Origin of the sequence: Mycobacterium celatum (assembly GCF_002101595.1) — a bacterium.
In the GTDB taxonomy this organism is placed as follows: Bacteria; Actinomycetota; Actinomycetes; order Mycobacteriales; family Mycobacteriaceae; genus Mycobacterium; species Mycobacterium celatum.
In genome coordinates this window covers 73,738-95,618 of the sequence record NZ_LQOM01000011.1, presented here as the reverse complement: position 1 = coordinate 95,618, position 21,881 = coordinate 73,738, and the positions used below count along the sequence as shown (strand labels likewise).

The 21,881-nt window shown below is 66.8% G+C and carries 17 protein-coding genes and 1 pseudogene; 12 read left to right on the top strand and 6 right to left on the bottom strand.

Translation table 11 applies throughout. The annotated features are described in order from the left end of the window. Position 1: 1 nt before the first annotated feature. Positions 2-1,294, bottom strand: a complete 1,293-nt coding sequence (locus AWB95_RS01890) for an adenosylmethionine--8-amino-7-oxononanoate transaminase (protein ID WP_085167518.1) — start codon at positions 1,292-1,294, stop codon at positions 2-4. A gap of 121 nt (positions 1,295-1,415) precedes the next feature. Here AWB95_RS01890 and AWB95_RS01885 point away from each other — a divergent pair, with 121 nt between their 5' ends. The 9 genes from AWB95_RS01885 to AWB95_RS01845 all read left to right on the top strand — a co-directional run bounded on the left by AWB95_RS01885 (position 1,416) and on the right by AWB95_RS01845 (position 12,160). Beyond that, on the top strand, positions 1,416-1,796 hold the full coding sequence (locus AWB95_RS01885) for a hypothetical protein (protein ID WP_085167516.1): 381 nt from the start codon (positions 1,416-1,418) through the stop codon (positions 1,794-1,796). Positions 1,797-1,988: 192 nt separating this feature from the next. Further along, positions 1,989-2,570: an NlpC/P60 family peptidoglycan-binding protein RipD gene (gene ripD / locus AWB95_RS01880; protein ID WP_062539335.1), complete on the top strand. Its 582-nt coding sequence runs from the start codon at positions 1,989-1,991 to the stop codon at positions 2,568-2,570. 58 nt (positions 2,571-2,628) lie between these two features. Next, entirely contained in the window at positions 2,629-4,794 is a 2,166-nt protein-coding gene (locus AWB95_RS01875) for an acyltransferase family protein (protein ID WP_062539336.1), read from the top strand. 29 nt (positions 4,795-4,823) lie between these two features. Beyond that, positions 4,824-7,001 (top strand): glycogen debranching protein GlgX, encoded by a 2,178-nt coding sequence (gene glgX, locus AWB95_RS01870; RefSeq protein WP_062539337.1) that lies wholly within the window; start codon positions 4,824-4,826, stop codon positions 6,999-7,001. Between the two features lie 3 nt (positions 7,002-7,004). Continuing rightward, a complete protein-coding gene (gene treY / locus AWB95_RS01865) occupies positions 7,005-9,302 on the top strand; it encodes a malto-oligosyltrehalose synthase (RefSeq protein WP_062539338.1) in 2,298 nt (765 codons plus the stop codon). Continuing rightward, on the top strand, positions 9,295-11,025 hold the full coding sequence (treZ, locus tag AWB95_RS01860) for a malto-oligosyltrehalose trehalohydrolase (protein WP_062539339.1): 1,731 nt from the start codon (positions 9,295-9,297) through the stop codon (positions 11,023-11,025). Before treY ends, treZ begins: the two co-directional genes overlap by 8 nt. Before the next feature lie 36 nt (positions 11,026-11,061). Next, positions 11,062-11,487: a hypothetical protein gene (locus AWB95_RS01855; RefSeq protein WP_062539340.1), complete on the top strand. Its 426-nt coding sequence runs from the start codon at positions 11,062-11,064 to the stop codon at positions 11,485-11,487. Between the two features lie 36 nt (positions 11,488-11,523). Next, positions 11,524-11,763 (top strand): hypothetical protein, encoded by a 240-nt coding sequence (locus AWB95_RS01850; protein ID WP_062539353.1) that lies wholly within the window; start codon positions 11,524-11,526, stop codon positions 11,761-11,763. Further along, positions 11,750-12,160: a PIN domain-containing protein gene (locus tag AWB95_RS01845; RefSeq protein ID WP_062539341.1), complete on the top strand. Its 411-nt coding sequence runs from the start codon at positions 11,750-11,752 to the stop codon at positions 12,158-12,160. The genes AWB95_RS01850 and AWB95_RS01845 overlap by 14 nt, the downstream gene beginning before the upstream one ends. Here the strand turns inward: AWB95_RS01845 and ilvA are convergent, their stop codons facing one another. Continuing rightward, on the bottom strand, positions 12,161-13,450 hold the full coding sequence (ilvA, locus tag AWB95_RS01840) for a threonine ammonia-lyase (RefSeq protein ID WP_062539342.1): 1,290 nt from the start codon (positions 13,448-13,450) through the stop codon (positions 12,161-12,163). Positions 13,451-13,478: 28 nt separating this feature from the next. Then, positions 13,479-13,916 carry a nitroreductase family deazaflavin-dependent oxidoreductase gene (locus tag AWB95_RS01835; protein WP_062539343.1) on the bottom strand — a complete coding sequence of 146 codons (438 nt, stop codon included), beginning with the start codon at positions 13,914-13,916 and terminating at the stop codon, positions 13,479-13,481. A 90-nt stretch (positions 13,917-14,006) separates the two neighbouring features. Between AWB95_RS01835 and AWB95_RS01830 the strand changes: the two genes are divergently transcribed. Continuing rightward, positions 14,007-14,198 (top strand): hypothetical protein, encoded by a 192-nt coding sequence (locus AWB95_RS01830; RefSeq protein ID WP_180276009.1) that lies wholly within the window; start codon positions 14,007-14,009, stop codon positions 14,196-14,198. Here the strand turns inward: AWB95_RS01830 and fadD11 are convergent. Next, on the bottom strand, positions 14,195-16,009 hold the full coding sequence (fadD11, locus tag AWB95_RS01825; RefSeq protein WP_062539345.1) for a fatty acid--CoA ligase FadD11: 1,815 nt from the start codon (positions 16,007-16,009) through the stop codon (positions 14,195-14,197). The genes AWB95_RS01830 and fadD11 overlap by 4 nt on opposite strands. A 66-nt stretch (positions 16,010-16,075) precedes the next feature. On the opposite strand from fadD11, the gene AWB95_RS01820 reads away from it, so the two are divergent. Beyond that, a complete protein-coding gene (locus AWB95_RS01820; protein ID WP_062539346.1) occupies positions 16,076-17,314 on the top strand; it encodes a metal-dependent hydrolase family protein in 1,239 nt (412 codons plus the stop codon). Here the strand turns inward: AWB95_RS01820 and AWB95_RS01815 are convergent. Beyond that, a pseudogene (locus AWB95_RS01815) lies at positions 17,293-17,677 on the bottom strand (MerR family transcriptional regulator). The gene AWB95_RS01820 and the pseudogene AWB95_RS01815 overlap by 22 nt on opposite strands. A gap of 51 nt (positions 17,678-17,728) precedes the next feature. Between AWB95_RS01815 and AWB95_RS01810 the strand changes: the two are divergent. Then, positions 17,729-18,169, top strand: coding sequence for a PPOX class F420-dependent oxidoreductase (locus AWB95_RS01810; protein WP_084707023.1), 441 nt, complete (start codon positions 17,729-17,731; stop codon positions 18,167-18,169). Positions 18,170-18,252: 83 nt separating this feature from the next. On the opposite strand, the gene dnaE is transcribed toward AWB95_RS01810, so the two are convergent. After that, on the bottom strand, positions 18,253-21,792 hold the full coding sequence (gene dnaE / locus AWB95_RS01805; RefSeq protein ID WP_062539348.1) for a DNA polymerase III subunit alpha: 3,540 nt from the start codon (positions 21,790-21,792) through the stop codon (positions 18,253-18,255). Positions 21,793-21,881: the final 89 nt, after the last annotated feature.

Sequence of the window (21,881 nt, the reverse complement as noted above, 5' to 3'; positions counted from 1 at the left end):
CTTAGCCTACGAGGCCCGCAACGTCGACCATGGCCGAGGTGACCTGCGCGATCTCGGCGGGCGTACAGATGAACGGCGGCATCGCGTAAATCAGGTTGCGGAACGGCCGCAGCCACACCGCGCGGTCCAGCGCCGCGGGGGTGGCCACGGCCAGGTCGACGGGCCGGTCGCATTCGATGACGCCGATCGCGCCGCACACCCGCACATCGGTCACCGCGGGCAAACTGCGGGCGGGCTCGAGCCCGATGGTCAGCCCGGCACTGATGTCGCCGACTGTCGTCTGCCAGTCCTGCCCGAGCAACAGTTCCACGCTGGCCACCGACACCGCGCAGGCCAGCGGGTTGGCCATGAACGTGGGCCCGTGCATCAGCGCCCCGGCAGCCCCGGAGCTGATCGTGCGCGCGATCTCGGCGGTGCACAGCGTGGCCGCCAGGCTGAGGTAGCCGCCGGTGAGCGCCTTGCCGACGCACATGATGTCCGGGCTGACGCCGGCGTGGTCGGCGGCGAACAACTCGCCAGTGCGCCCGAAGCCGGTGGCGATCTCGTCGAAAACCAGCAGCACCCCGTACCGGCTGCAGATATCGCGCAGGTCGGCCAGGTAGCGCGGGTCGTGGAAGCGCATGCCGCCGGCGCCCTGCACGACGGGCTCGACCACCACCGCAGCCAATTCGGCGGCATGCTCGGCCAATTGCGCCTCGAACGCGGCGGTGTAGTTCGGGTCGTAGTCGCGGGGCACCTGCGGGGCGAACAGCTGGCTGGCCAGCACGTCGGTCCACAGCGAGTGCATGCCGCCGTCCGGGTCGCAGATGCTCATCGGGGTGAAGGTGTCGCCGTGGTAGCCGCCGCGCCAGGTCATCAGCCGCCGCTTGCCGTACTGGCCGCGGCTGCGCCAGTACTGCAGCGTCATCTTGACCGCGACCTCCACCGACACCGACCCGGAGTCGGAAAAGAACACGGTCTCCAGCCCCGTGGGCGTCAGGTCGACCAGCAGCTGGGCCAGCCGGGCGGCGGGCTCGTGGGTCAGCCCGCCGAACATGACGTGGTTCATCGTGTCCAGCTGGGCGGCCAGCGCCTTGTCCAGCACCGGATGGCCGTGACCGTGGATCGCGGTCCACCAGGAGCTCATCGCGTCCAGCGCCTCGACCGGTTGGCCGTCGCGGATCAGCGTCAACCACGCGCCGCGGGCGCCGACTGCGACCACCGGGGCCACGGCTTCCGCGCCGATCGTGCTGTAGGGGTGCCACAGGTGCGCGGCGTCGATCGCGCTGATCTGCTCAGGAGTCAACGCAGGCATGGAGACAGAGGGTAGATCGTCCAGAAGTGTTCGCCGGGCCCTGCCCGGCCACCAGACGCAAAATCCCCATTTTCCGCACGAAATTGGGGCATTTTGCGTCTGCTCGTCAACACTTGGCGGCATGACCACCGACCCCGACCAACCGCCGAGGCCCCGGGTACGCCTGGCTGTCTGGGACCTGATCTGCACCGCCGCGATCTGGGTGGTTGTCGTGGTCGTGGCCGCCACCACGGGCTTGCCCTCGGCGCTGTTCGGCTTCCTCGCCGCCGTGTGTCCGGCGGACAGTTGCCCGCCGGTGCCGTTCGGGATCGACCAATGGATCTACCCGGTGGTGTGGGGCGGCATCGGCGCAGCGGCGGCCGCGGCGGTGATCGGCCCGTTCGTGTCCCTAGTGAAGGGCTGGTACCTGTTCTTCTGGCCGCTGCTGGCGGTTGCCATTGTCATGCTCAGCTCGTTGGCCGGCGCGGCGATAACCGCCTTCAGCGAACCCTATTGGCACTGACGCGATTGAGAGCCAAATCACAACGGGCCGCACGATATTCGAGGTTTCGCCGAAATGCGGTCACCGTTGGGTCACGGTCCGACAAATTTCTCCTCGCCGGCGTAGCCGGCGCATCGGCTGCCGGTACGCTCTGTTACAAGAGTGACTCAAGTGACTGTTGTGAATGCAGCCGTCGAGAAGGGGTGGAATCCCATGAAACGCGTCTACGCCGTCGCGGCCAGCCTGGCGGTGTTGGCGGCCCCCGCGGTCGTCAACGCCGGCATCGCGGCCGCCGACCAGCGAACAGGGTATGGGCAACCCATCGACATCGTGATCCAGCGTGCCCTGTCTCAGCGTGGAGTGCCTTACGTCTACGGCGGCGGCGACGCCTCCGGGCCCACCAACGGCGTCCGCCAGAGCGGAAACTCGGTCCCGGGTGTCAGCACGGTTCCACGGGCCGGCGCCTACCCGGGTACCCCCACGCTGCCGGGCGCTGCAACCGTCCCTAATGCGGCTACCGTCGGCTTCGACGCGTCCGGGCTGGTCCAGTACGCCTTCGCCGGTGCCGGAATCAAGATGCCGCGGACCTCCGGCCAGCAATGCAATGTCGGGCGCAAGGTGCCGCCCGCGCAGGCCCGTCGCGGCGACCTGATCTGCTACGGCCCCGGCGGCAGCCAGAGCGTCGCGATCTACCTGGGCAACGGGCAGATGATCGAGGCGACCGAGCCCGCCGTCACGGTCTCGGCCGCACGCACCACCAACATGACGCCCTACCTGACCCGGATCATCGAGTAATCGGCGCCACGAGCGCGCCGGGGAACGGTCGACAGGTTAGGTAAATTGACTGTCGATCATGATTGCCCTGTCCCCGACCCGCCCGGCGCCCGCGGCCGTGTCGGATTCCGCACCGGCCGCGATGGGGAACCGCAAGACAGGTTTCTACCGCCACGACCTCGACGGCCTGCGCGGTATCGCGATCGCGTTGGTCGCGATGTTCCACGTCTGGTTCGGCCGGGTCTCCGGCGGCGTCGACGTATTCCTCGCACTGTCCGGATTCTTCTTCGGCGGCAAGGTCCTTCGCACCGCGCTCAACCCCGCGTCGTCGTTGTCGCTGCTGCCCGAAGTGACCCGGCTGGTGCGCCGGCTGCTGCCGGCGCTGGTGGTGGTGCTCGCCGGATGCGCCGTGCTGACGATCCTTGTGCAGCCGCAGACCCGCTGGGAGACGTTCGCCAACCAGAGCCTGGCCAGCCTGGGCTACTACCAGAACTGGGAGCTGGCCCACACCGTCGCCGACTACCTGCGCGCGGGCGAGGCGGTCAGCCCGCTGCAGCACATCTGGTCGATGTCGGTGCAGGGCCAGTTCTATGTCGCGTTCCTGGCGCTCGTCTTCGGTGTGGCGTATGTGTGCCGGCGCCGGTTCGGCCACCGACTGCGGACGACGTTCATCGTGGTGCTGAGCGCGCTGACGACGGCGTCGTTCGTCTTCGCGATCTTCGCGCACCAGGCCAACCAGGCGACCGCCTACTACAACAGCTTCGCCCGGGGCTGGGAGCTGCTGCTGGGCGCTCTGGCCGGCGCGCTGGTCCCCTACATCCGCTGGCCGATGTGGCTGCGCACGCTGGTCGCGACCGTCGCCCTGGCGGCGATCGTGTCCTGCGGTGCGCTCATCGACGGCGTCCGGGAATTCCCCGGGCCGTGGACACTGGTCCCGGTCGGCGCGACGGTGCTGTTCATCCTGGCCGGGGCCAACCGCCAGGCGGATCCCGGCACCCGCGACCGGCTGCCACTGCCCAACCGGATGCTGGCGACCGGGCCGCTCGTGACCCTCGGGGCGATGGCCTATTCGCTGTACCTGTGGCACTGGCCGCTGCTGATCTTCTGGCTGTCCTATACCGGCCACCGGCGGGCCAACTTCATCGAGGGCACCGCGGTGTTGCTGATCTCCGGTGTGCTGGCCTACCTGACCCTGCGCCATGTCGAGGATCCGCTGCGCTACCGGGCGCCGGTGCACGCGGCTCCGCAGCCGGTGATTCCGTGGCGGCAACGGCTGCGCCGGCCGACGATCGCGCTCGGTTCGGTGGTGGCGCTGCTGGGCGTCACCCTCACCGCCACATCGTTCACCTGGCGCGAGCATGTCACCGTGCAGCGCGCCGACGGCAAGGAGCTCAGCGGGCTCAGCGCACGCGACTATCCGGGAGCGCGTGCGCTGGTCAAGCACGTGCGGGTGCCCAAGCTGCGGATGCGGCCGACCGTGCTGGAGGCCGAGAAGGACGTGCCGCCGTCGACCCGGGACGGCTGCATCAGCGACTTCAACAACCCGGCGCTGATCAACTGCACCTACGGTGACCACGACGCCACCCGCACCATCGCGCTGGCCGGCGGGTCGCACGCCGAACACTGGCTCACCGCACTCGACCTGCTGGGCCGCATGCACAACTTCAAGGTGGTGACCTACCTGAAGATGGGTTGCCCGCTGTCCACCGAGGAAGTCCCGCTGATCATGGGCAACAATGCGGCGTATCCGCAGTGCCATGAGTGGGTAGGCAAGACCATGGCAAAGTTGGTCGCCGACCGTCCCGACTATGTGTTCACCACGTCCACCCGGCCGTGGAACATCAAACCCGGGGACGTGATGCCGGCAACCTACATCGGTATCTGGCAGACGTTCTCCGACAACAACATTCCGGTACTGGCCATGCGCGACACGCCGTGGCTGGTCAAGGAGGGCAACCCATTCCAGCCGGCCGACTGCCTGGCCAAGGGCGGCAATCCGCAGTCGTGCGGGATCAAGCGCTCCGATGTGCTGTCCGAGCGCAACCCGACTCTCGATTTCGTCGGGCAGTTTCCGCTACTGAAGCCACTGGACATGAGCGATGCGATCTGCCGGCCCGACATCTGCCGCGCGGTAGAGGGAAATGTGCTGATCTACCACGACGCTCATCACCTGTCCGCGACCTACATGCGGACGCTGGCGGGCGAACTGGGCCGGCAGATCGCCGCGGCGACCGGCTGGTGGTGACCCGTCCGCGGCACGGATAGGTTTGACTGATGGCATCGAATAGCTCGGCCCTGCAATCGGACAGCGTGCCCACCCTGACCACGGTATGGCCGGGCAACAGCTATCCGCTCGGGGCAACCTACGACGGCGGCGGGACGAACTTCGCGTTGTTCTCCGAGGTCGCCGAAAAGGTCGAGCTGTGCCTGATCGACGAGGACGGTGCCGAGACCCGCGTCAACCTCGAAGAGGTCGACGGCTACGTGTGGCACGCCTACCTGCCGAACGTCGGTCCCGGTCAGCGCTATGGCTTTCGGGTGCACGGGCCGTTCGAGCCGGCCGCCGGGCATCGCTGCGACTCCAGCAAGCTGTTGCTCGACCCGTACGGCAAGGCGTTCGACGGTGACTTCAAGTTCGGCCAGGCGCTGTTCTCCTACGACATGGCGGTCGCGGCTAAGGATCCCGCCGACACCGGCAATCCCCCGAGGGTCGACTCGCTCGGCCACACGATGACCAGTGTGGTGATCAATCCGTATTTCGACTGGGCTTCGGACCGGGCGCCGCGCACGCCCTACAACGAAACGATCATCTACGAAGCGCACGTGAAGGGGATGACGCAGACCCATCCCGGTATCCCCGAAGAGCTGCGCGGCACCTACGCGGGCCTGGCTCACCCGGCGATCATCGATCACCTCAAGTCGCTGAATGTCACTGCGATCGAACTGATGCCGGTGCACCAGTTCCTGCACGACCACCGGTTGGTGGAGCTGGGGCTGCGAAACTACTGGGGCTACAACACGTTCGGGTTCTTCGCGCCGCACCACCAGTACGCGGCGAACCGGCAGGCCGGGGGCGCGGTTGCCGAATTCAAAACCATGGTCCGCACTTTCCACGAGGCCGGCATCGAGGTGATCCTCGACGTGGTCTACAACCACACCGCCGAAGGCAACCATCTGGGTCCCACGATCAACTTCCGCGGCATCGACAACGCCGCCTACTACCGGCTGGAAGACGAAGACCTGAGGTTCTACAAGGATTTCACCGGCACCGGCAACAGCCTCAACGCCCGTAACCCGCACACCCTGCAGCTGATTATGGACTCGCTGCGGTACTGGGTGACCGAGATGCACGTCGACGGATTCCGCTTCGACTTGGCCTCCACGCTGGCCCGCGAGTTCTACGACGTCGACCGATTGAGCGCGTTCTTCGATCTGGTGCAGCAGGACCCGGTGGTCAGCCAGGTCAAGCTGATCGCCGAGCCGTGGGATGTCGGCGAGGGCGGCTATCAAGTTGGCAACTTCCCAGGTTTGTGGACTGAGTGGAACGGGAAATATCGGGACACTGTGCGTGACTACTGGCGGGGGGAACCCGCAACCCTGGGCGAGTTCGCGTCCCGGCTGACCGGGTCGAGCGACCTCTATGAAGCAACCGGGCGGCGGCCGTCCGCCAGCATCAACTTCGTCGTCGCCCACGACGGGTTCACCCTGCACGACTTGGTGTCCTACAACGAGAAACACAACGAGGCCAACGGCGAGGACAACCGCGACGGGGAGAGCTATAACCGGTCGTGGAACTGCGGCGTCGAGGGACCCACCGATGACCCCGACATCCTGGCGCTGCGGGCCCGGCAGATGCGCAACATCATGGCCACGCTGATGGTGTCGCAGGGCACGCCGATGATCGCGCACGGCGACGAGATGGGCCGTACCCAACAAGGCAACAACAACGTCTACTGCCAGGACTCCGAATTGTCTTGGATGGACTGGTCATTGGCCGACAAGAACGCCGACCTGCTGGCCTTCACCCGCAAGGTGACCGGCCTGCGCGCCGAGCACCCGGTGTTTCGCCGCCGGCGGTTCTTCGCCGGCCAGCCGATTCGCCGCGGCGAGGAGGTCCGCGACATCGCCTGGCTGACACCGGCCGGCCAGGAGATGACGCCCGAGGACTGGGACAGCGACTTCGGCAGGGGCATCGCGGTGTTCCTCAACGGCGACGCGATCCCCGAACCCGACCGCCGGGGCGAGCGAATTGTCGACGACTCGTTTTTGTTGTGCTTCAACGCGCACGACCACGAAGTCGACTTCGTCATGCCTCCCGACGACTACGCCCACGAGTGGACGGCGGTGCTCGACACCACCGACGCATGCGGTGAAGTGGAACTGGTGGTCAACGACGGCGACGAGATCTCGCTGCCGGGCCGTGCTCTGCTCGTGCTGCGTAAGACGTTGTAACGCATGGCTTATCCGGTATTGGCGACTTACCGGTTGCAACTACGCGGCGCATCGAGCGGGTTCGCGTTCACCTTCGCCGACGCCGAGGACCTGTTGGATTACCTCGACGAGCTCGGGGTGTCACACGTGTACCTGTCGCCGATCATGACCGCGGTGAGCGGGTCTACGCACGGTTACGACGTCACCGATCCGACCACCGTGTCGACAGAACTCGGCGGCGCGGACGGCCTGGCCCGGCTGTCCGCGGCGGCGCGTGCCCGCGGCATGGGTCTGGTCGTAGACATCGTGCCCAACCACGTCGGCATCGACAAACCCGAGCAGAACCCGTGGTGGTGGGATGTGCTGCGGCACGGCCAGTCGTCGGCCTACGCGGCGTTTTTCGACATCGACTGGGATGTCGGTGAGGGCCGAATCATCTTGCCGGTGTTGGGTTCCGACGACGACGTCGCCGACCTGACCGTGGACGGCGACCTGCTGCGGCTCGGCGACCTGGCGTTTCCGATCGCCCCGGGCACGGGCGGCGGCACCGGGGCCGAGGTCCACGACCGCCAGCATTATCGGCTGGTCGGGTGGCGTAACGGAGTATGCGGGTACCGCCGGTTCTTTTCGATCACGTCGCTGGCCGGGCTGCGTCAGGAAGACCGCGCGGTGTTCGACGCCTGGCATGCCGAAGTGGCCCGCTGGGTCGGCCAGGGACTCGTCGACGGCGTGCGCATCGACCATCCCGACGGGTTGTCCGATCCCGCTGGGTATTTGGCGTGGCTGCGCGCGCTGCTCGGGCCGGACACGTGGATCGTGATCGAGAAGATTTTGGCGGTCGACGAGGCGCTGGAGCCGACGCTGCCGGTCGCCGGCACCACCGGCTACGACGTATTGCGGGAAGTCGGCGGCCTTTTCGTCGATCCTGGCGGAGCGCCGGCTTTGACGGCGCTGTTCGAATCCGCCGGCGTCGACTACCACGCGATGCCTACGCTGCTCGGTGAACTCAAGGGTGTCGCCACCACCGTCACGCTGGCCAGCGAGCTGGCCAGGCTGCGTCGCTCGGTTGTGGCCGCTGCCGGTGCCGACCATCCGCTGCTGGCCGAGGCGGTGGCGGCATTGCTGGGCCACATCGGCGTGTACCGCAGCGACTACCGCGGGCTGGCGGCGATATTGCCGACTGCTCTGGCCGAAACCCAAGCGGGCGCACCGGAACTCGGACCGCCGCTACAGCTGATCGCCGCCGCGCTCGCCGGCGGCGGCGAGCCGGCGGTTCGGCTGCAGCAACTGTGCGGTGCGGTGACCGCCAAGGCGGTCGAGGACTGCCTGTTCTACCGCGACGCCCGGCTGGTATCTCTTAACGAGGTCGGCGGCGACCCGCAGCGGTTCGGCGTCGGCGCCGCGGAGTTCCACCACAGCGCCGCCACCCGGGCCCGGCTGTGGCCGCAGTCCATGACGACGCTGACCACCCATGACACCAAACGCGGCGAGGACGTCCGGGCGCGTATCGGTGTGCTGTCGCAAGTGCCGTCGCTGTGGGCCGAATTCGTCGCCCGCTGGGAAACCCGTTCACCGTCTCCCGACCCGGCGACCGGATTGTTCTTGTGGCAGAACATCTTCGGGGTGTGGCCCGTCGATGGCCAGGTCACCGCGGAGCTGCGCGAGCGGCTGCACGGCTATACCGAAAAGGCGATCCGCGAAGCGGCCTGGCACACCTCCTGGCACGACCCGGACAGCGACTTCGAGGGCGCCGTGCACCGCTGGCTCGACAAAGTGCTCGACGGGCCCGCGGCCCGCGAGCTGACCAGCTTGGTGGCCGAGCTGCGTCCGCACGCCGAAAGCGATGCGTTGGGGCAGAAGTTGCTGGCGTTGACCGTCCCCGGCATCCCGGACATCTACCAGGGCACCGAGCTGTGGGACGACAGCCTGGTCGACCCAGACAATCGGCGCCCGGTCGACTACGCCGCGCGTCGTGAGGCGCTGAAAACGTTGGCGCACCCCAAGATCCGGGTGGTCGCGGCGGCGCTGCGGCTGCGGCACGCCCGCCCGGACACCTTCCTACGCGGCGGTTACCATCCGGTGCTGGCCGCCGGGGACGCCGCCGATCATGTGGTGGCCTTCCGGCGCGGCGACGACGTCGTAGTCGCGATCACCCGCTGGACATTTCGCCTCGAAGATACCGGCTGGGGCGACACTGTGGTGCCGGTACCGGACGGCTCCTGGACCGACACGCTGACCGGCAGGCGATGGAGCGGACCGGCCGCGGCCGCCGACTTGTTCGCCGAACTGCCCGTTGTTCTGCTGGAGCGCACCGATGCCTGAATTCGCGGTGTGGGCGCCGAAACCCGAACGGGTGCGCCTCGACGTCGACGGCGCGGTGCACGCGATGAGCCGCTCGGCCGACGGGTGGTGGCGCGCCACCGTAGACGCGGCGCCCGCCGCCCGCTATGGCTACCTGCTCGACGACGACCCGACCGTCCTGCCCGATCCACGCTCGGCCCGACAGCCCGACGGGGTGCACGAGCGGTCGCAGCTGTGGGACCCGTCGGCAGCGACCTGGACCGACGAAGACTGGGCCGGCCGGTCGGTAGAGGGAGCGGTGATTTACGAGCTGCATCTCGGAACCTTCACCGCGGCCGGCACTTTCGACTCGGCGATCGAAAAGCTGGACTACCTGGTCGATCTCGGCGTCGACTTCGTCGAGCTGATGCCGGTCAACGCGTTCTCCGGCACGCATGGCTGGGGATACGACGGGGTTCTGTGGTACGCGGTGCACGAGCCGTACGGCGGCCCGGACGGGCTAGTGGGGTTCGTCGACGCCTGCCATCGCCGGGGCCTTGGGGTGTTGATCGACGCCGTGTTCAACCACCTCGGGCCGTCGGGCAACTACCTGCCTCGCTTCGGCCCGTACCTGTCGTCGGGCAGCAACCCGTGGGGCGAGGGCATCAACATCGCCGACGCCGACTCCGACGAGGTGCGCCGCTACATCATCGACTGTGCACTGCGCTGGATGCGCGACTTCCACGCCGACGGGCTGCGGCTCGACGCCGTGCACGCGCTGGTGGACACCACCGCGATCCACATCCTCGAGGAACTCGCGGCCGAAACCGATGCGCTCGCAGCGCAACTCGGCCGCCCGCTCTCGCTGGTCGCCGAAAGCGACCTCAACGACCCGCGGCTGATCACCCCGCGTAGCGAAAATGGCTATGGACTCACCGCGCAGTGGGACGACGACATCCACCACGCGATCCACACCGCGGTCTCCGGCGAACGGCAGGGCTATTACGCCGATTTCGGGTCGCTCGCCACATTGGCCAAGACGCTGCGCACCGGTTTTTTCCATGCCGGCACCTACTCGTCATTTCGGCGCCGGCGCCACGGCCGACCGCTCGACACGTCGAAGATTCCGGCCACTCGGCTGCTTGCCTACACCTGTACCCACGATCAGGTCGGCAACCGGGCTCTCGGGGATCGCCCATCACAGAGCCTGTCCCCCGGCCAGCTCGCCGTCAAAGCCGCGCTGGTGCTCGGGTCTCCGTACACGGCAATGCTTTTCATGGGCGAGGAGTGGGGCGCGTCCACCCCGTTCCAGTTCTTCAGCTCGCACCCCGAACCCGAGCTGGCCCGCGCGACCGCCGAGGGCCGCAAAAAAGAGTTCGCCGAGCACGGCTGGGACGCCGACGACATCCCCGATCCCCAGGACCCGCAGACATTCCAGCGTTCCAAACTCGACTGGGACGAGGTCGATGCCGGCGAACACTTACGGCTGCTCCAGGTCTACCGAGATCTGATCAGGTTGCGGCACAACGAACCCGACCTGGCCGATCCGTGGCTTGACGACCTGGCCATCGACTACGACGAGGACCAGCGCTGGATCGTGATGCGCCGCGGCCGGTTTCGCATCGCCTGCAACCTCGGTGCCGACGCCGCAGCGATTCCGGTCACCGGTGAGGTGATGTTGGAGTGGGACCCGCCGCACGTCGGCGACACGTCCACGGAACTGCCCGGCCACTCTTTTGCGATTTTGCGGGTTGTGGATCGCTGACTACCGGCCAGTCCCCGACCCGCCCATGATTCGCACATGAGTCATCGCGAACTGCTGCCAATTCCGCCCGTCGAGTCCGCAACCGACCCGGTGTATTCAGCTGAGGATCTGCGTCAGCGGTGGCGTGCGCTTATGGGACCACTGGGATTTGGCGAGCGGATGCTGTGGTTCGCTTTCGTCGGTCCGGATCGTTGCTTGACCAAGGTGCTCAGCCACCTGCCGATCCGGCCGCGACCGCATCCCGAAATCCTGAACAATTTGATGTCAGCACTGCGCACGCTGCTAGACGACGTCGCTTCGGGCAGCACGGTGGCATTACTGCTGACCCGGCCGGGCCGGGGCCCGGTTTCACCGGCCGACCAGGTCTGGTCGAAAGAGCTGACGGCGATGGCCGCGCAATTCGCCGTGCCGCTCGAACCGATCTTTCGCGCCAACGATGAATCGCTGGTCCAGGTCGTCTAGACCCGAGGATCACAGAAAATGTGTTACTGTGAATCTGTGAAGAATATCACCGTCTCGGTGTCGGACGATGTGTATCGCCAGGCGCGGATTCGGGCCGCCGAGCTCGGCAAGTCCCTCAGCGCGCTCGTCGCGGAGTTCCTGCACTCGCTTTCGGAGCGTGAGACGGAGTTCGCCCGCCTTGAGGCAAAGCAGCGGCGAGTCCAGAGTGAAATCCGACGGTTCCGCGCGAGTGATCGCGTGAGCCGCGACGACGTCCACGAACGTGCGGTTCGTTGACGCCAACGTTCTGCTGTACGCGATATCACGCGATCGGCAGGAGCGGGACAAGGCGAAACGCGCCAACGAGATCCTGGCTTCACGCGACGTGGCGCTCTCCGTCCAAGTGCTGCAGGAGTTTTACGTCCAAGCGACCCGAAGCAACAGGCCGGATCCCATCACGCATGAGCAGGCCGTCGAGTTGGTGGAATCGTTCATGCGGTTTCCGGTTGCACCCATCACAGCCGGGTTGATGCAAGCCGCCCTTGCAACACGTCGGCGGTGCGGCATCTCTTATTGGGACGCCGCGATCATCGAAGCCGGGCGCTCGCTGGGCTGCGATGTCGTCCTCTCTGAGGATCTAAGCGACCGTGAGGACTACGCCGGCGTGCGGGTGGAGAATCCCTTTTCGCTTTAGTTACAGCAAGTAGCGGTAGGCCGGCGAGCCCGGCTCGAGAGCCTCGACGTGAATCTCGGTGGCCCGCATCCGCTCCAGCAGCCCGTCAAGGTCGGCCGCTGATCCCAGTTCGATGCCAACCAGCGCTTCGCCGGTCTCCCGGTTGTTGCGTTTGACGTACTCGAACAGCGTGATGTCGTCGTTGGGGCCGAGCACGTCGTCGAGGAATCGGCGCAGTGCACCCGGCTCCTGCGGGAAGTCGACCAGGAAGTAGTGCTTGAGGCCCAGATGAACCAGCGAGCGCTCCAGCACTTCCCCGTAACGCGACACGTCGTTGTTGCCGCCCGAAATCAGGCACACCACAGTCGAATCCGGCTCGACGTCGGTCTCCAGCAGACCCGCCACCGACAGCGCACCGGCCGGCTCGGCGATGATGCCCTCGTGCTGGTAGAGATCCAGCATCGCAGTGCAGACAGCACCCTCGTCGACCGCAGTGATCGACACCATGTCCCCGGCGGCGGCCAGCGCCGCGTACGTCAGCGTCCCGGCCCGGTTCACCGCGGCGCCGTCGACGAACTGGTCGACGTGGTCCAGCGTCACCGGCTCCCCCGCGGCCAGCGCGGCCATCATCGCCGCCGCGCCCGCCGGTTCGACGCCCAGCACCGAGGTGTTCGTCGTCCGCTCGGCCAGATAGGTGGTGATACCTGCGATGCAGCCGCCGCCGCCGACCGGCACCACCACCAGATCCGGCTCGGCGCCGAGCTGGTCGAGCAGTTCGACGGCGATGGTGCCCTGCCCGGCAATGGTCCGCACGTCGTCGAACGGTGGGACCAGGGTGGCGCCGGTCCTGGCCACATCGTCGAGCGCCGCCTGGGCGGCCAGGTCGTAGGTCGTGCCGCCCACGATCAGCTCGATGAAATCCCCGCCGTGGTAGCGGATGCGGTCACGCTTCTGCTTGGGCGTCTTGGCCGGCACGTAGACCCGCCCGCGGATGCCCAATGCCCGGCACGCGAACGCGAAGCCCTGCGCGTGGTTGCCCGCCGACGAGCACACCACGCCCGCAGCGACCTCCTCCGGCGACAGCTGCACCAGCAGGTTGTAGGCGCCCCGCAACTTGTAGGAACGAACCGACTGCAGGTCTTCTCGCTTGAGGTAGACCCTGGCGCCGGTGATCTCAGACAGCCGCTCACAGAGCTGCAGCGGCGTCGGTGTGACCACCCCGGCAATCCGGTCAGCCGCCGCGTCGATGTCGGCCGCGGTCAACGGCCCCGTGACCGGGGTGCTCGGCGTTTGGCTCGGTTCGGCGGACACCGGTCAATGGTGCCACCTAACAGGCAGTTCAGTGCACAGGGGTCAGCACAAACACCGGAATTTGCCGGTCGGTCTTGGTCTGGTATTTGGCGTAGTCCGGCCACGCCTCGACGGCCCGCTCCCACCAAACGGCCTTCTCGTCGCCGAAGACCTCGCGCGCCTCGTAGTCGCCGCTGACCGCGCCGTCCTGCAACTCGACCCGCGGGTTCTTCTTGACGTTGTAGTACCAGACGGGGTTTTTCGGGGCACCGCCCAACGAGGCGACGATCGCGTACTCGCCGTTGTGCTCGACCCGCATCAGCGGCGTCTTGCGGAGTTTGCCGGTTTTGGCTCCGATCGTGGTCAGCAGGATGACGGGCTTTCCCTGCATCTCGGTGCCTTCGGTCCCGCCGGAGGCGGCGTACTTTTCGGCTTGCTCCCGCGACCAGTCGAGCGGGCTCGGTGCGTATTCACCTGATAGTGGCATGCCACCCACCTTAGAAGGCACCCGTCCGAGGCGCCCCGGATCCGGTGTTTCGGCTGGCCGAAAACTCGAGTGCCCGGTATCCTGAACTCTGTGACAGCCCCGCAACCCGTACTGCTCGCCGGTGTGCCATGGCCGCGTTACAAGCTGGTCGCGCTGCTTGCCGGCCTGGCTACCTTCCTGATCGTCGGGCTGCTGACCACGAGCGCTGCGCCGTCGGTGCTGGCCGCCGCTGCGGTGGCTGTCATGTCCGGCCTGGGGTTCAAGGCCCTGTCGCGCGACTAAGCGGGTTGCACTGTCGAGGCGGCCTTGGGTTCGTGTACGTCGGGTCCCGGCTCGCTGGCGTAAAGCTCTTCGATTTCGGCGGCGTACTTCTCCGCGATCGGGCGCCGTTTGAGCTTCATCGTCAGCGTCATCTCGTCGCCGCCGGGCTCCCATAGTGTGGGCAGCACCCGGAAACGTTTGATCTGCTCGACCCGCGACAGTTTGGCGTTACCCTCGGCCACCCCCGCCGCGATCCGCGCGATCACCTCCGGGTCGGCCGCCAACGCCGCGGCCGACGGGTCGAGACCGTGCTGGGCGGCGTAGGGCGCCACCGAGTCGGCGTCGAAGACCAGCAACGCGGTGTTGAACGGCCGGCCGTCACCGATCGTGACCATCGCACCGATCATCGGGCAGGCCGCCATGATCGCGTTCTCGATGTTGGCCGGCGACATGTTCTTTCCGGCCGCGTTGATGATCAGCTCCTTTTTGCGGTCGACCACTCGCAGGTAGCCGTCGGCATCGATGTCGAGAATGTCGCCGGTGTGCAGCCAGCCGTCGGGGTCGATCGCTTCGGCGGTCTTGGCCGGCTCCTTGCGGTAGCCCTTCATCACCAGCGGCCCGCGTACCAGGAACTCGCCGTCGTCGGCGATCTTGCTCGCAAGCCCCGGCAGCAGCCTGCCCACCGTCCCGAGGCGTCCCTCACGGGGATGCACCACGCTCGCAACACAACTGAGCTCTGACATGCCCCACACCTCGGAGATCGGGATGCCGATACCGGCGAAGAAACCGAGGGTTTCCTTGGGAATCGGGGCCGCCCCGGACACCGCCCACCGCAACTGGTCCAGCCCCAGTCTGGCGCGCAGCTTGGACAGCACCAACTCGTCGGCCGTCGCCCATTCCGCCGCCACGTCATCGGGTACCGGCTCACCGGCGATCAACGCCTCGGCCTTTTTCCCGGCGAGCGCCAATGCCCATTGCAACGCGAGACGGCGCTCCTCGTCCGGTTCGTTCGCCACCGCGAATTCGATTGCGGCCTTGAGCTTTTCCCATACCCGGGGCACCGCGCCCCAAATGGTGGGCCGCACATCCGGCAAGGCAGCCGCGATGGCGCGCGCGTCGGACACCACGGTCACCTGCGTTCCGAAGACTTCCTGGTTGTACAGCGCCATCATCCGGTCGGCGATGTGCGCCGAGGGAAGGAAAGAGGTTATCCGGTCGCCGAATTCGACACCGAGAACGGCATCGAGAGCTTCCCCTTCGAATAGCAGGTTGGTGTGCGTCATCTCCACACCTTTGGGGTTGCCGGTGGTACCCGACGTGTAGATGAGGGTGACGACATCATCGGGTTGTACTGCCCGCCAAGTGGATTCGAAGTCGAAGTCCTCGCGGGCGGCGGCGTATAGATCTTCAACCGACAGCGTCCCCGGCGGTGAACCGTCGATGCAGACAATGTGCTCGATGGGCGCACCGCTGGCGCGGATCCGGTCGACGTAGGCCGCCTCGCACATCACCACCCTGGTGCCCGCGTTGCCGAACAGGTAGGTCAGTTGCTCGGCGGGCAGCGTGTTGTACACGGAGAACGACGTGGCGCCGACGTGTTGTGCGCCCACCTCGAGCGGGTAGAACTCGATCCGGTTGGCCATCATCAGCGACACCGTGTCGCCGCGGCGCACCCCGAGCCCGGCCAGCCCGGCCGCGACCCGACGCACTTGCGCCGCGTATTCGCGCCACGTCAACGTTTGCGTGTCACCGGGCGTGCGCAGCGCCACGGCATCCGGATCGATCGCCACGGTGCGCTGGAATGCCTCGGGCAACGTTCGGGCGGTGGTCATGTCCGTCTCCCTTCGGTACTCCGATCAGAGCACAAACGGGATCGGCGCAGGAGTAGGTTCGCCGACATGACGGCGACGCTGATCACCGGTGCCAACGTATGGGACGGGATGTCAGACTTCGCCGCTCCGCGGCAGGTGCTCGTCGTCGACGACCGGATCCAGCTGGTCGCCGACACACTCGTAGCGCCAGCCGACGCGCGGGTGGTCGATCTGTCCGGGCACACGCTGACACCGGGATTCATCGACTGCCATACCCATGTGAGCGTAGCGCCGCCGCTGGGCCCGGAGCTGGCCGGGAAGTCGAGCACCGCCAAGGCGCTGAAATCCCTGCCGGTGCTAAAAGCCTTGCTGTACAACGGGTTCACCACGGTCCGCGACTTGGGCTGCGGGGACGTCGACTATCCGACGATCGACCTGCGCGACGCGGTGGCCGCAGGCATCATCGAGGGGCCGCGGATGGTGGTGGCGCCGCACATGATCTCCGCCCGCGGCGGACATGGTGACTTCAGCGGTTTTCTCGCCGACGAATATCAGGGAGCGACGCGGCCGCTCGAGCTGGCCGCGGCCGACGGCGGTGACGAGATCCGCTCGCGCGTCAGGCAGGAGATCCGGGCCGGCGCCGACTGGATCAAGTTCGCGGCGACCGGCGGGTTCGCCTCGCCGTCCGACGATCCCGGCCGCCCCACCTACAGCCAGGATGAGATGGACATCTTAGTCGCCACGGCCACCGACCTCGACATCCCGGTCACCCCGCACAGCTACGGCGACGAAGGCATCCAGCGCGCCGTGCGCGCCGGCGTGCGCAGCATCGAGCACGGCAACCTCGCCTCTGCCGAGACATTGCGAATGATGGAGGACGCTGGGGTTTTCATGGTCCCGACGCAGTACGCCATCCTCTCCGGCGCCCGGCGCCCCGCCGACGACCCGTTTCTGGCCGACGTTCCCGAGTACGCGCTGCGCAAGTTCCGCAAGTACCGCGGGCCGTTGCTGGACGCCGCCGAGCGGCTGGCCGACAGCAACGTGCGCATCGCGTTCGGCACCGACGCAGGCATGTTTCCCCATCACGAGAATTGGCGCGAATTCCCGATGATGGTGTCCACCGGCATCAGCCCGTTGCGGGCCCTGCAAGCCGCCACCAGCGTTGCCGCCGAACTGCTGCGGCTCGACGCCCTCGGCGTGATTGCCGAGGGCAAGGTCGCCGATCTGGTCGCGATGCCCGGTGATCCGTTCGCCGACATCGAGGTCACCGGACAGGTGGACTTCGTGATGAAAGAGGGCGTCGTCTACAAGGGCAAGGCGGCATGAATGCCACACGTGCAGGCGTCGATTGACGGGCAGGTGCAGCGCATTCCCCACTCGATCACCGCGCGGGCGCGCGCCAGCGACGCCATCTGGGCGTCGATCTCGGCGAGTTTGGCCTCGGCCAGGGCCCGGCTGACCGGGCGCCCGGGCGCGTCGTCGGCGAACAACACCTGGATTTCATCCAGCGCGAAAGCCGGCCGATTTGCACAGCCGGATGACTTCCAGCCGGGCCAGCACCGCGTCGTCGTAGCGACGCTGACCGCCGATCCTCGCCGGCGCCGGCACCAGGCCGATCTTCTCGTAGTAGCGCAGCGTGGTCGGGGCGACGCCCGATTCGCGGGCAACGTCACCGATCGTCAGGGCCATCGCAACCTCCCCGCTTGACTTAGAGCCAACTCTAAGTCGTTGACTGTGGCCATGCACGCGTTCCCCGACCTGAGCCGTTCTCGCTATGCCCTGCTCCGAACATTCCGGCGCGATGGCACGCCGGTTGACACGCCGATCTGGTTCGCCCTCGACCGAAACGCGCTGCTGTTTCGAACCAAGGTGGGCCCGAAGACACGCCGCCTGACGGCGCACCCCCACGTCGAGCTCACCGCCTGCGACTACCGCGGCCGGATCCGTCCGGGCGCGACGACGTTCACCGGCCATGCCGCCGTCTTGTCCGGTGCCGACGCGGAAGCCGGCAACCGCGTACTGCATCAGCGGTATGGCTGGCAGTGGAACACCGTGCCGATGATCAAAGTCCCGGGCGTCACCAACGTGCACCAGGATCTGTCCTGGCGTGAGAAACTACGGCGCAGTCGCCAGCGCACCGTGTGGCCCGACAGTGTCATCGTCCGGGTGGAGTTGGACTAATCCGCCCTCGCCGAGTGGCCAATTGTGGCACGGCTTTTGGACGGATGCGTGCATTAAGTGGCCATTCGGCGCCTGCTTTGGGTTCAGCCGCCCAGGCAGCCGGGGCCCAATAGCGCCTTGAGGTCGCCCATCAGCGCCGGCGACGGCGTCACCCGCAGCGACGAGTCGAGCTCCAGGGTGGTGATCCGGTCTCCGCTGATCAGCCGCAGATGCACCTGCGACGTGCCGGGGTGCCGCGCCAACACCTGCTTGAGCGCGCTGACCTTGTCGATGGTGCATTGCCGAGTGGGCAGGCTCACCGCCAGCGGCCGGTCCACCTGTGCGCTGGAAAAGTCCGGCACCACAAGCTCGTTGGCGATCAGGCAGACCCTGTCGTCTTGGATCTTGACCCGCGCGCTCACCAGCACCACCGCGTCGTCGACGATGTCGGCGCCGTAGGCGGAGTAGGTGTGCGGGAAGAACATCACCTCGATGCCACCGGTGAGGTCCTCCAATTGCGCTGACGCCCAGGGCATCCCATTCTTGTTCACCCGCCGGTTGACCGATGCGAGGATGCCCCCCACCTTGACCGCGGTGTCGTTGGGGACATCGCCGTCGAGAATCGCGGGGATGGGTGTGTCGACCTGGGTGGCCAGCAGGTGCGCGACCCCGTTGAGCGGATGCCCGGACACGTACAGGCCGAGCATCTCGCGCTCGAGGGCGAGTTTGTGCTTGTCGTCCCATTCTTCGTCGGGCACCTTGATCGTGAAAACGGCGTTGGCGCTTGGGTCGTCGCCGCCGAACAGGTCGAACTGGCCCATCGCCTCGGCTTTCTTGGTGCCCAGCACCGAGTCGACGGCGTCGGTGTGCACCAGGAACAGGCCCTTGCGCGGATGGCCCAGCGAGTCGAACGCACCCGCTTTGATCAGCGATTCGGTGACCTTCTTGTTGCAGGCGGCAATGTCGACCTTGTTGAGGTAGTCGGAGAAGTCGGTGAACTTGCCCTTCTCGGTACGGGTATTGATCAAGGAGGCAACGACATTGGCGCCGACGTTGCGAACTGCGCCGAGCCCGTAACGGATGTCGGCGCCCACCGAGGCGAAGTTGAGCCCGGACTCGTTGACGTCCGGCGGCAGCACGGTGATGCCGAGCTTGCGGCAGTCGGCCAGATACACCGCGGCCTTGTCCTTGTCGTCGCCCACCGACGTCAAAAGCCCAGCCATGTATTCGGCGGGGTAGTTGGCTTTCAGGTAGGCGGTCCAGTACGACACCATGCCGTAGCCCGCGGCGTGCGACTTGTTGAACGCGTAGTCGGCGAAGGGCAGGATCGTGTTCCACAGCGCCTTGATGGCAGCGGCCGAGAAACCGTTGGATTGCATCCCCGCCGAGAAGCTTTCGTACTCGGCGGCCAGCACGTCAGCCTTTTTCTTACCCATCGCCTTGCGCAGGATGTCGGCTTGGGCCAGCGAGTAGCCGGCCACCTTCTGCGCGATGCGCATGATCTGCTCTTGGTAGACGATCAGACCGTAGGTCTCGGCCAGGATCTCCTTGAGCGGCTCGGCCAGCTCGGGATGGATGGGCTTGACGGCTTGGCGGCCGTTCTTGCGGTCGGCGTAATCGTTGTGGGCGTTCTGCCCCATCGGGCCGGGCCGGTACAGCGCGATGACGGCGACTACGTCTTCGAAGCCGGTGGGCTGCATGCGGCGCAGCAGGTCACGCATCGGCCCGCCGTCGAGCTGGAACACCCCGAGAGTGTCGCCGCGGCCGAGCAGCTCGTACGTCGCTTTGTCGTCCAACGGCACCGATTCCAGGTCGAGGTCAATTCCCCTGTTGGCCTTGATGTTCTCGATCGCGTCGCCGATGATCGTCAGGTTGCGCAGCCCGAGGAAGTCCATCTTCAGCAGGCCGATGGCCTCGCATGCCGGGTAGTCCCAGCCGGTGATGATCGCGCCGTCCTGCGGCCGCTTCCACAACGGAATCGACTCGGTCAACGGCTCGCTGCTCATGATGACCGCGCATGCGTGCACGCCCGCGTTGCGGATCAGGCCCTCCAGGCCGCGGGCCGTTTGGTAAATGGTGCGTACGTCGGGGTCGGTGTCGATCAGGCCGCGGACCTCGGCGGCTTCCTTGTAGCGCTCGTGGTTGGGGTCGGTGATGCCGGCCAGCGGAATGTCTTTGGCCATGATCGCCGGCGGCAGCGCCTTGGTGATCCGGTCGGCGATCGCGAAGCCGGGCTGCCCGTAGTGGATACGAGCCGAATCCTTCAGCGCTGCTTTGGTTTTGATGGTGCCGAAGGTGATGACCTGGGCGACCCGGTCCTGGCCCCACTTCTCTGCGGCGTAGCGCACCATTTCGCCGCGGCGACGGTCGTCGAAGTCGATGTCGATGTCGGGCATCGACGTGCGCTCCGGGTTGAGGAAGCGCTCGAACAGCAGCCCGTGCGGGATGGGGTCGATGTCGGTGATGCCGAGCGCGTAGGCGACCAGTGAGCCGGCCGCCGAGCCGCGGCCCGGCCCCACCCGGATGTCGACCGAGCGGGCGTAGTTGATCAGGTCGGCGACGATCAGGAAGTACGACGGAAATCCCTTGTCGCAGATGACTTCGATCTCGTAGGCGGCCCGCTGCGCGTAGACGTCGGGTATCCCTTGGGAGTAACAGCGGAAGCGTCGCCGCAGCCCGGCGTCGACCTCGTGACGCAGCCAGGACGCCTGGTCGTGGCCCTCGGGCACTGGGAACACCGGCATCCGGTTGCGCGGCGCCCACACGTCGGCGTAGGAGCCCACCCGCTCGGCGATCAAAAGCGTCATGTCGCAGGCGCCGGGAACCTCGTCGTCCCAGATCTCGCGCATCTCGGCGGCCGACTTGAGGTAGTAGCCGTCGCCGTCGAACTTGAACCGGTTAGGGTCCGACAGCGTCTTGCCGGTCTGCACGCACAACAGCGCCTCGTGGTTGTGTGCAGCGTCGCGGGTGACGTAGTGGCAGTCGTTGGTGGCCAGCGGCGGGATGTTCAGGGTGCGGCCGATTTCCAGCAGGCCGTCGCGGACCCGGCGTTCGATGTCGAGCCCGTGGTCCATCAGCTCCAGGAAGTAGTTCTCCGGTCCGAAGATCTCCCGCCACCGAGCCGCGGCTTCCAGCGCCTCGCGGCGTTGCCCGAGCCGCAGCCGGGTCTGCACCTCACCGGACGGGCAGCCGGTGGTGGCGATGATGCCCTCGGCATGCTCGGCGATCAGCTCCGCGTCCATCCGGGACCACTTGCTGAGCTGGCCCTCGAACGAGGCCAGCGACGACAGCTTGAACAGGTTGCGCAGGCCGGTGGCGTTCTCGGCGACCATGGTCAGGTGGGTGTAGGACCCGCTGCCGGAGACGTCGTCGCTCTTCTGCCCGGGGTCTCCCCAGAAGATGCGGCGGGTGTCAAACCGGGAGCCGGGCGCGATATACGCCTCGACGCCGATGATCGGCTTGATTCCGGCCTTGGTGGCCGCGTTGTAGAACTCGCTGGCGCCGAACATGTTTCCGTGGTCGGTCATCCCGATCGCGGGCATTTCCAGCCGCTCCGCCTCGGCGAGCATCGGGGTGATCTTCGCAGCACCGTCCAACATCGAATACTCGGTGTGGTTATGCAGGTGCACGAAGGATTGGTTCATAGAGACGCCAGTCTATGACCGGGCACCGACGAGTCTCGGCGTGTCGGCATGCGTGTCTGGAAAGTCCGTTTTTCGCCACAGCTGCTGCT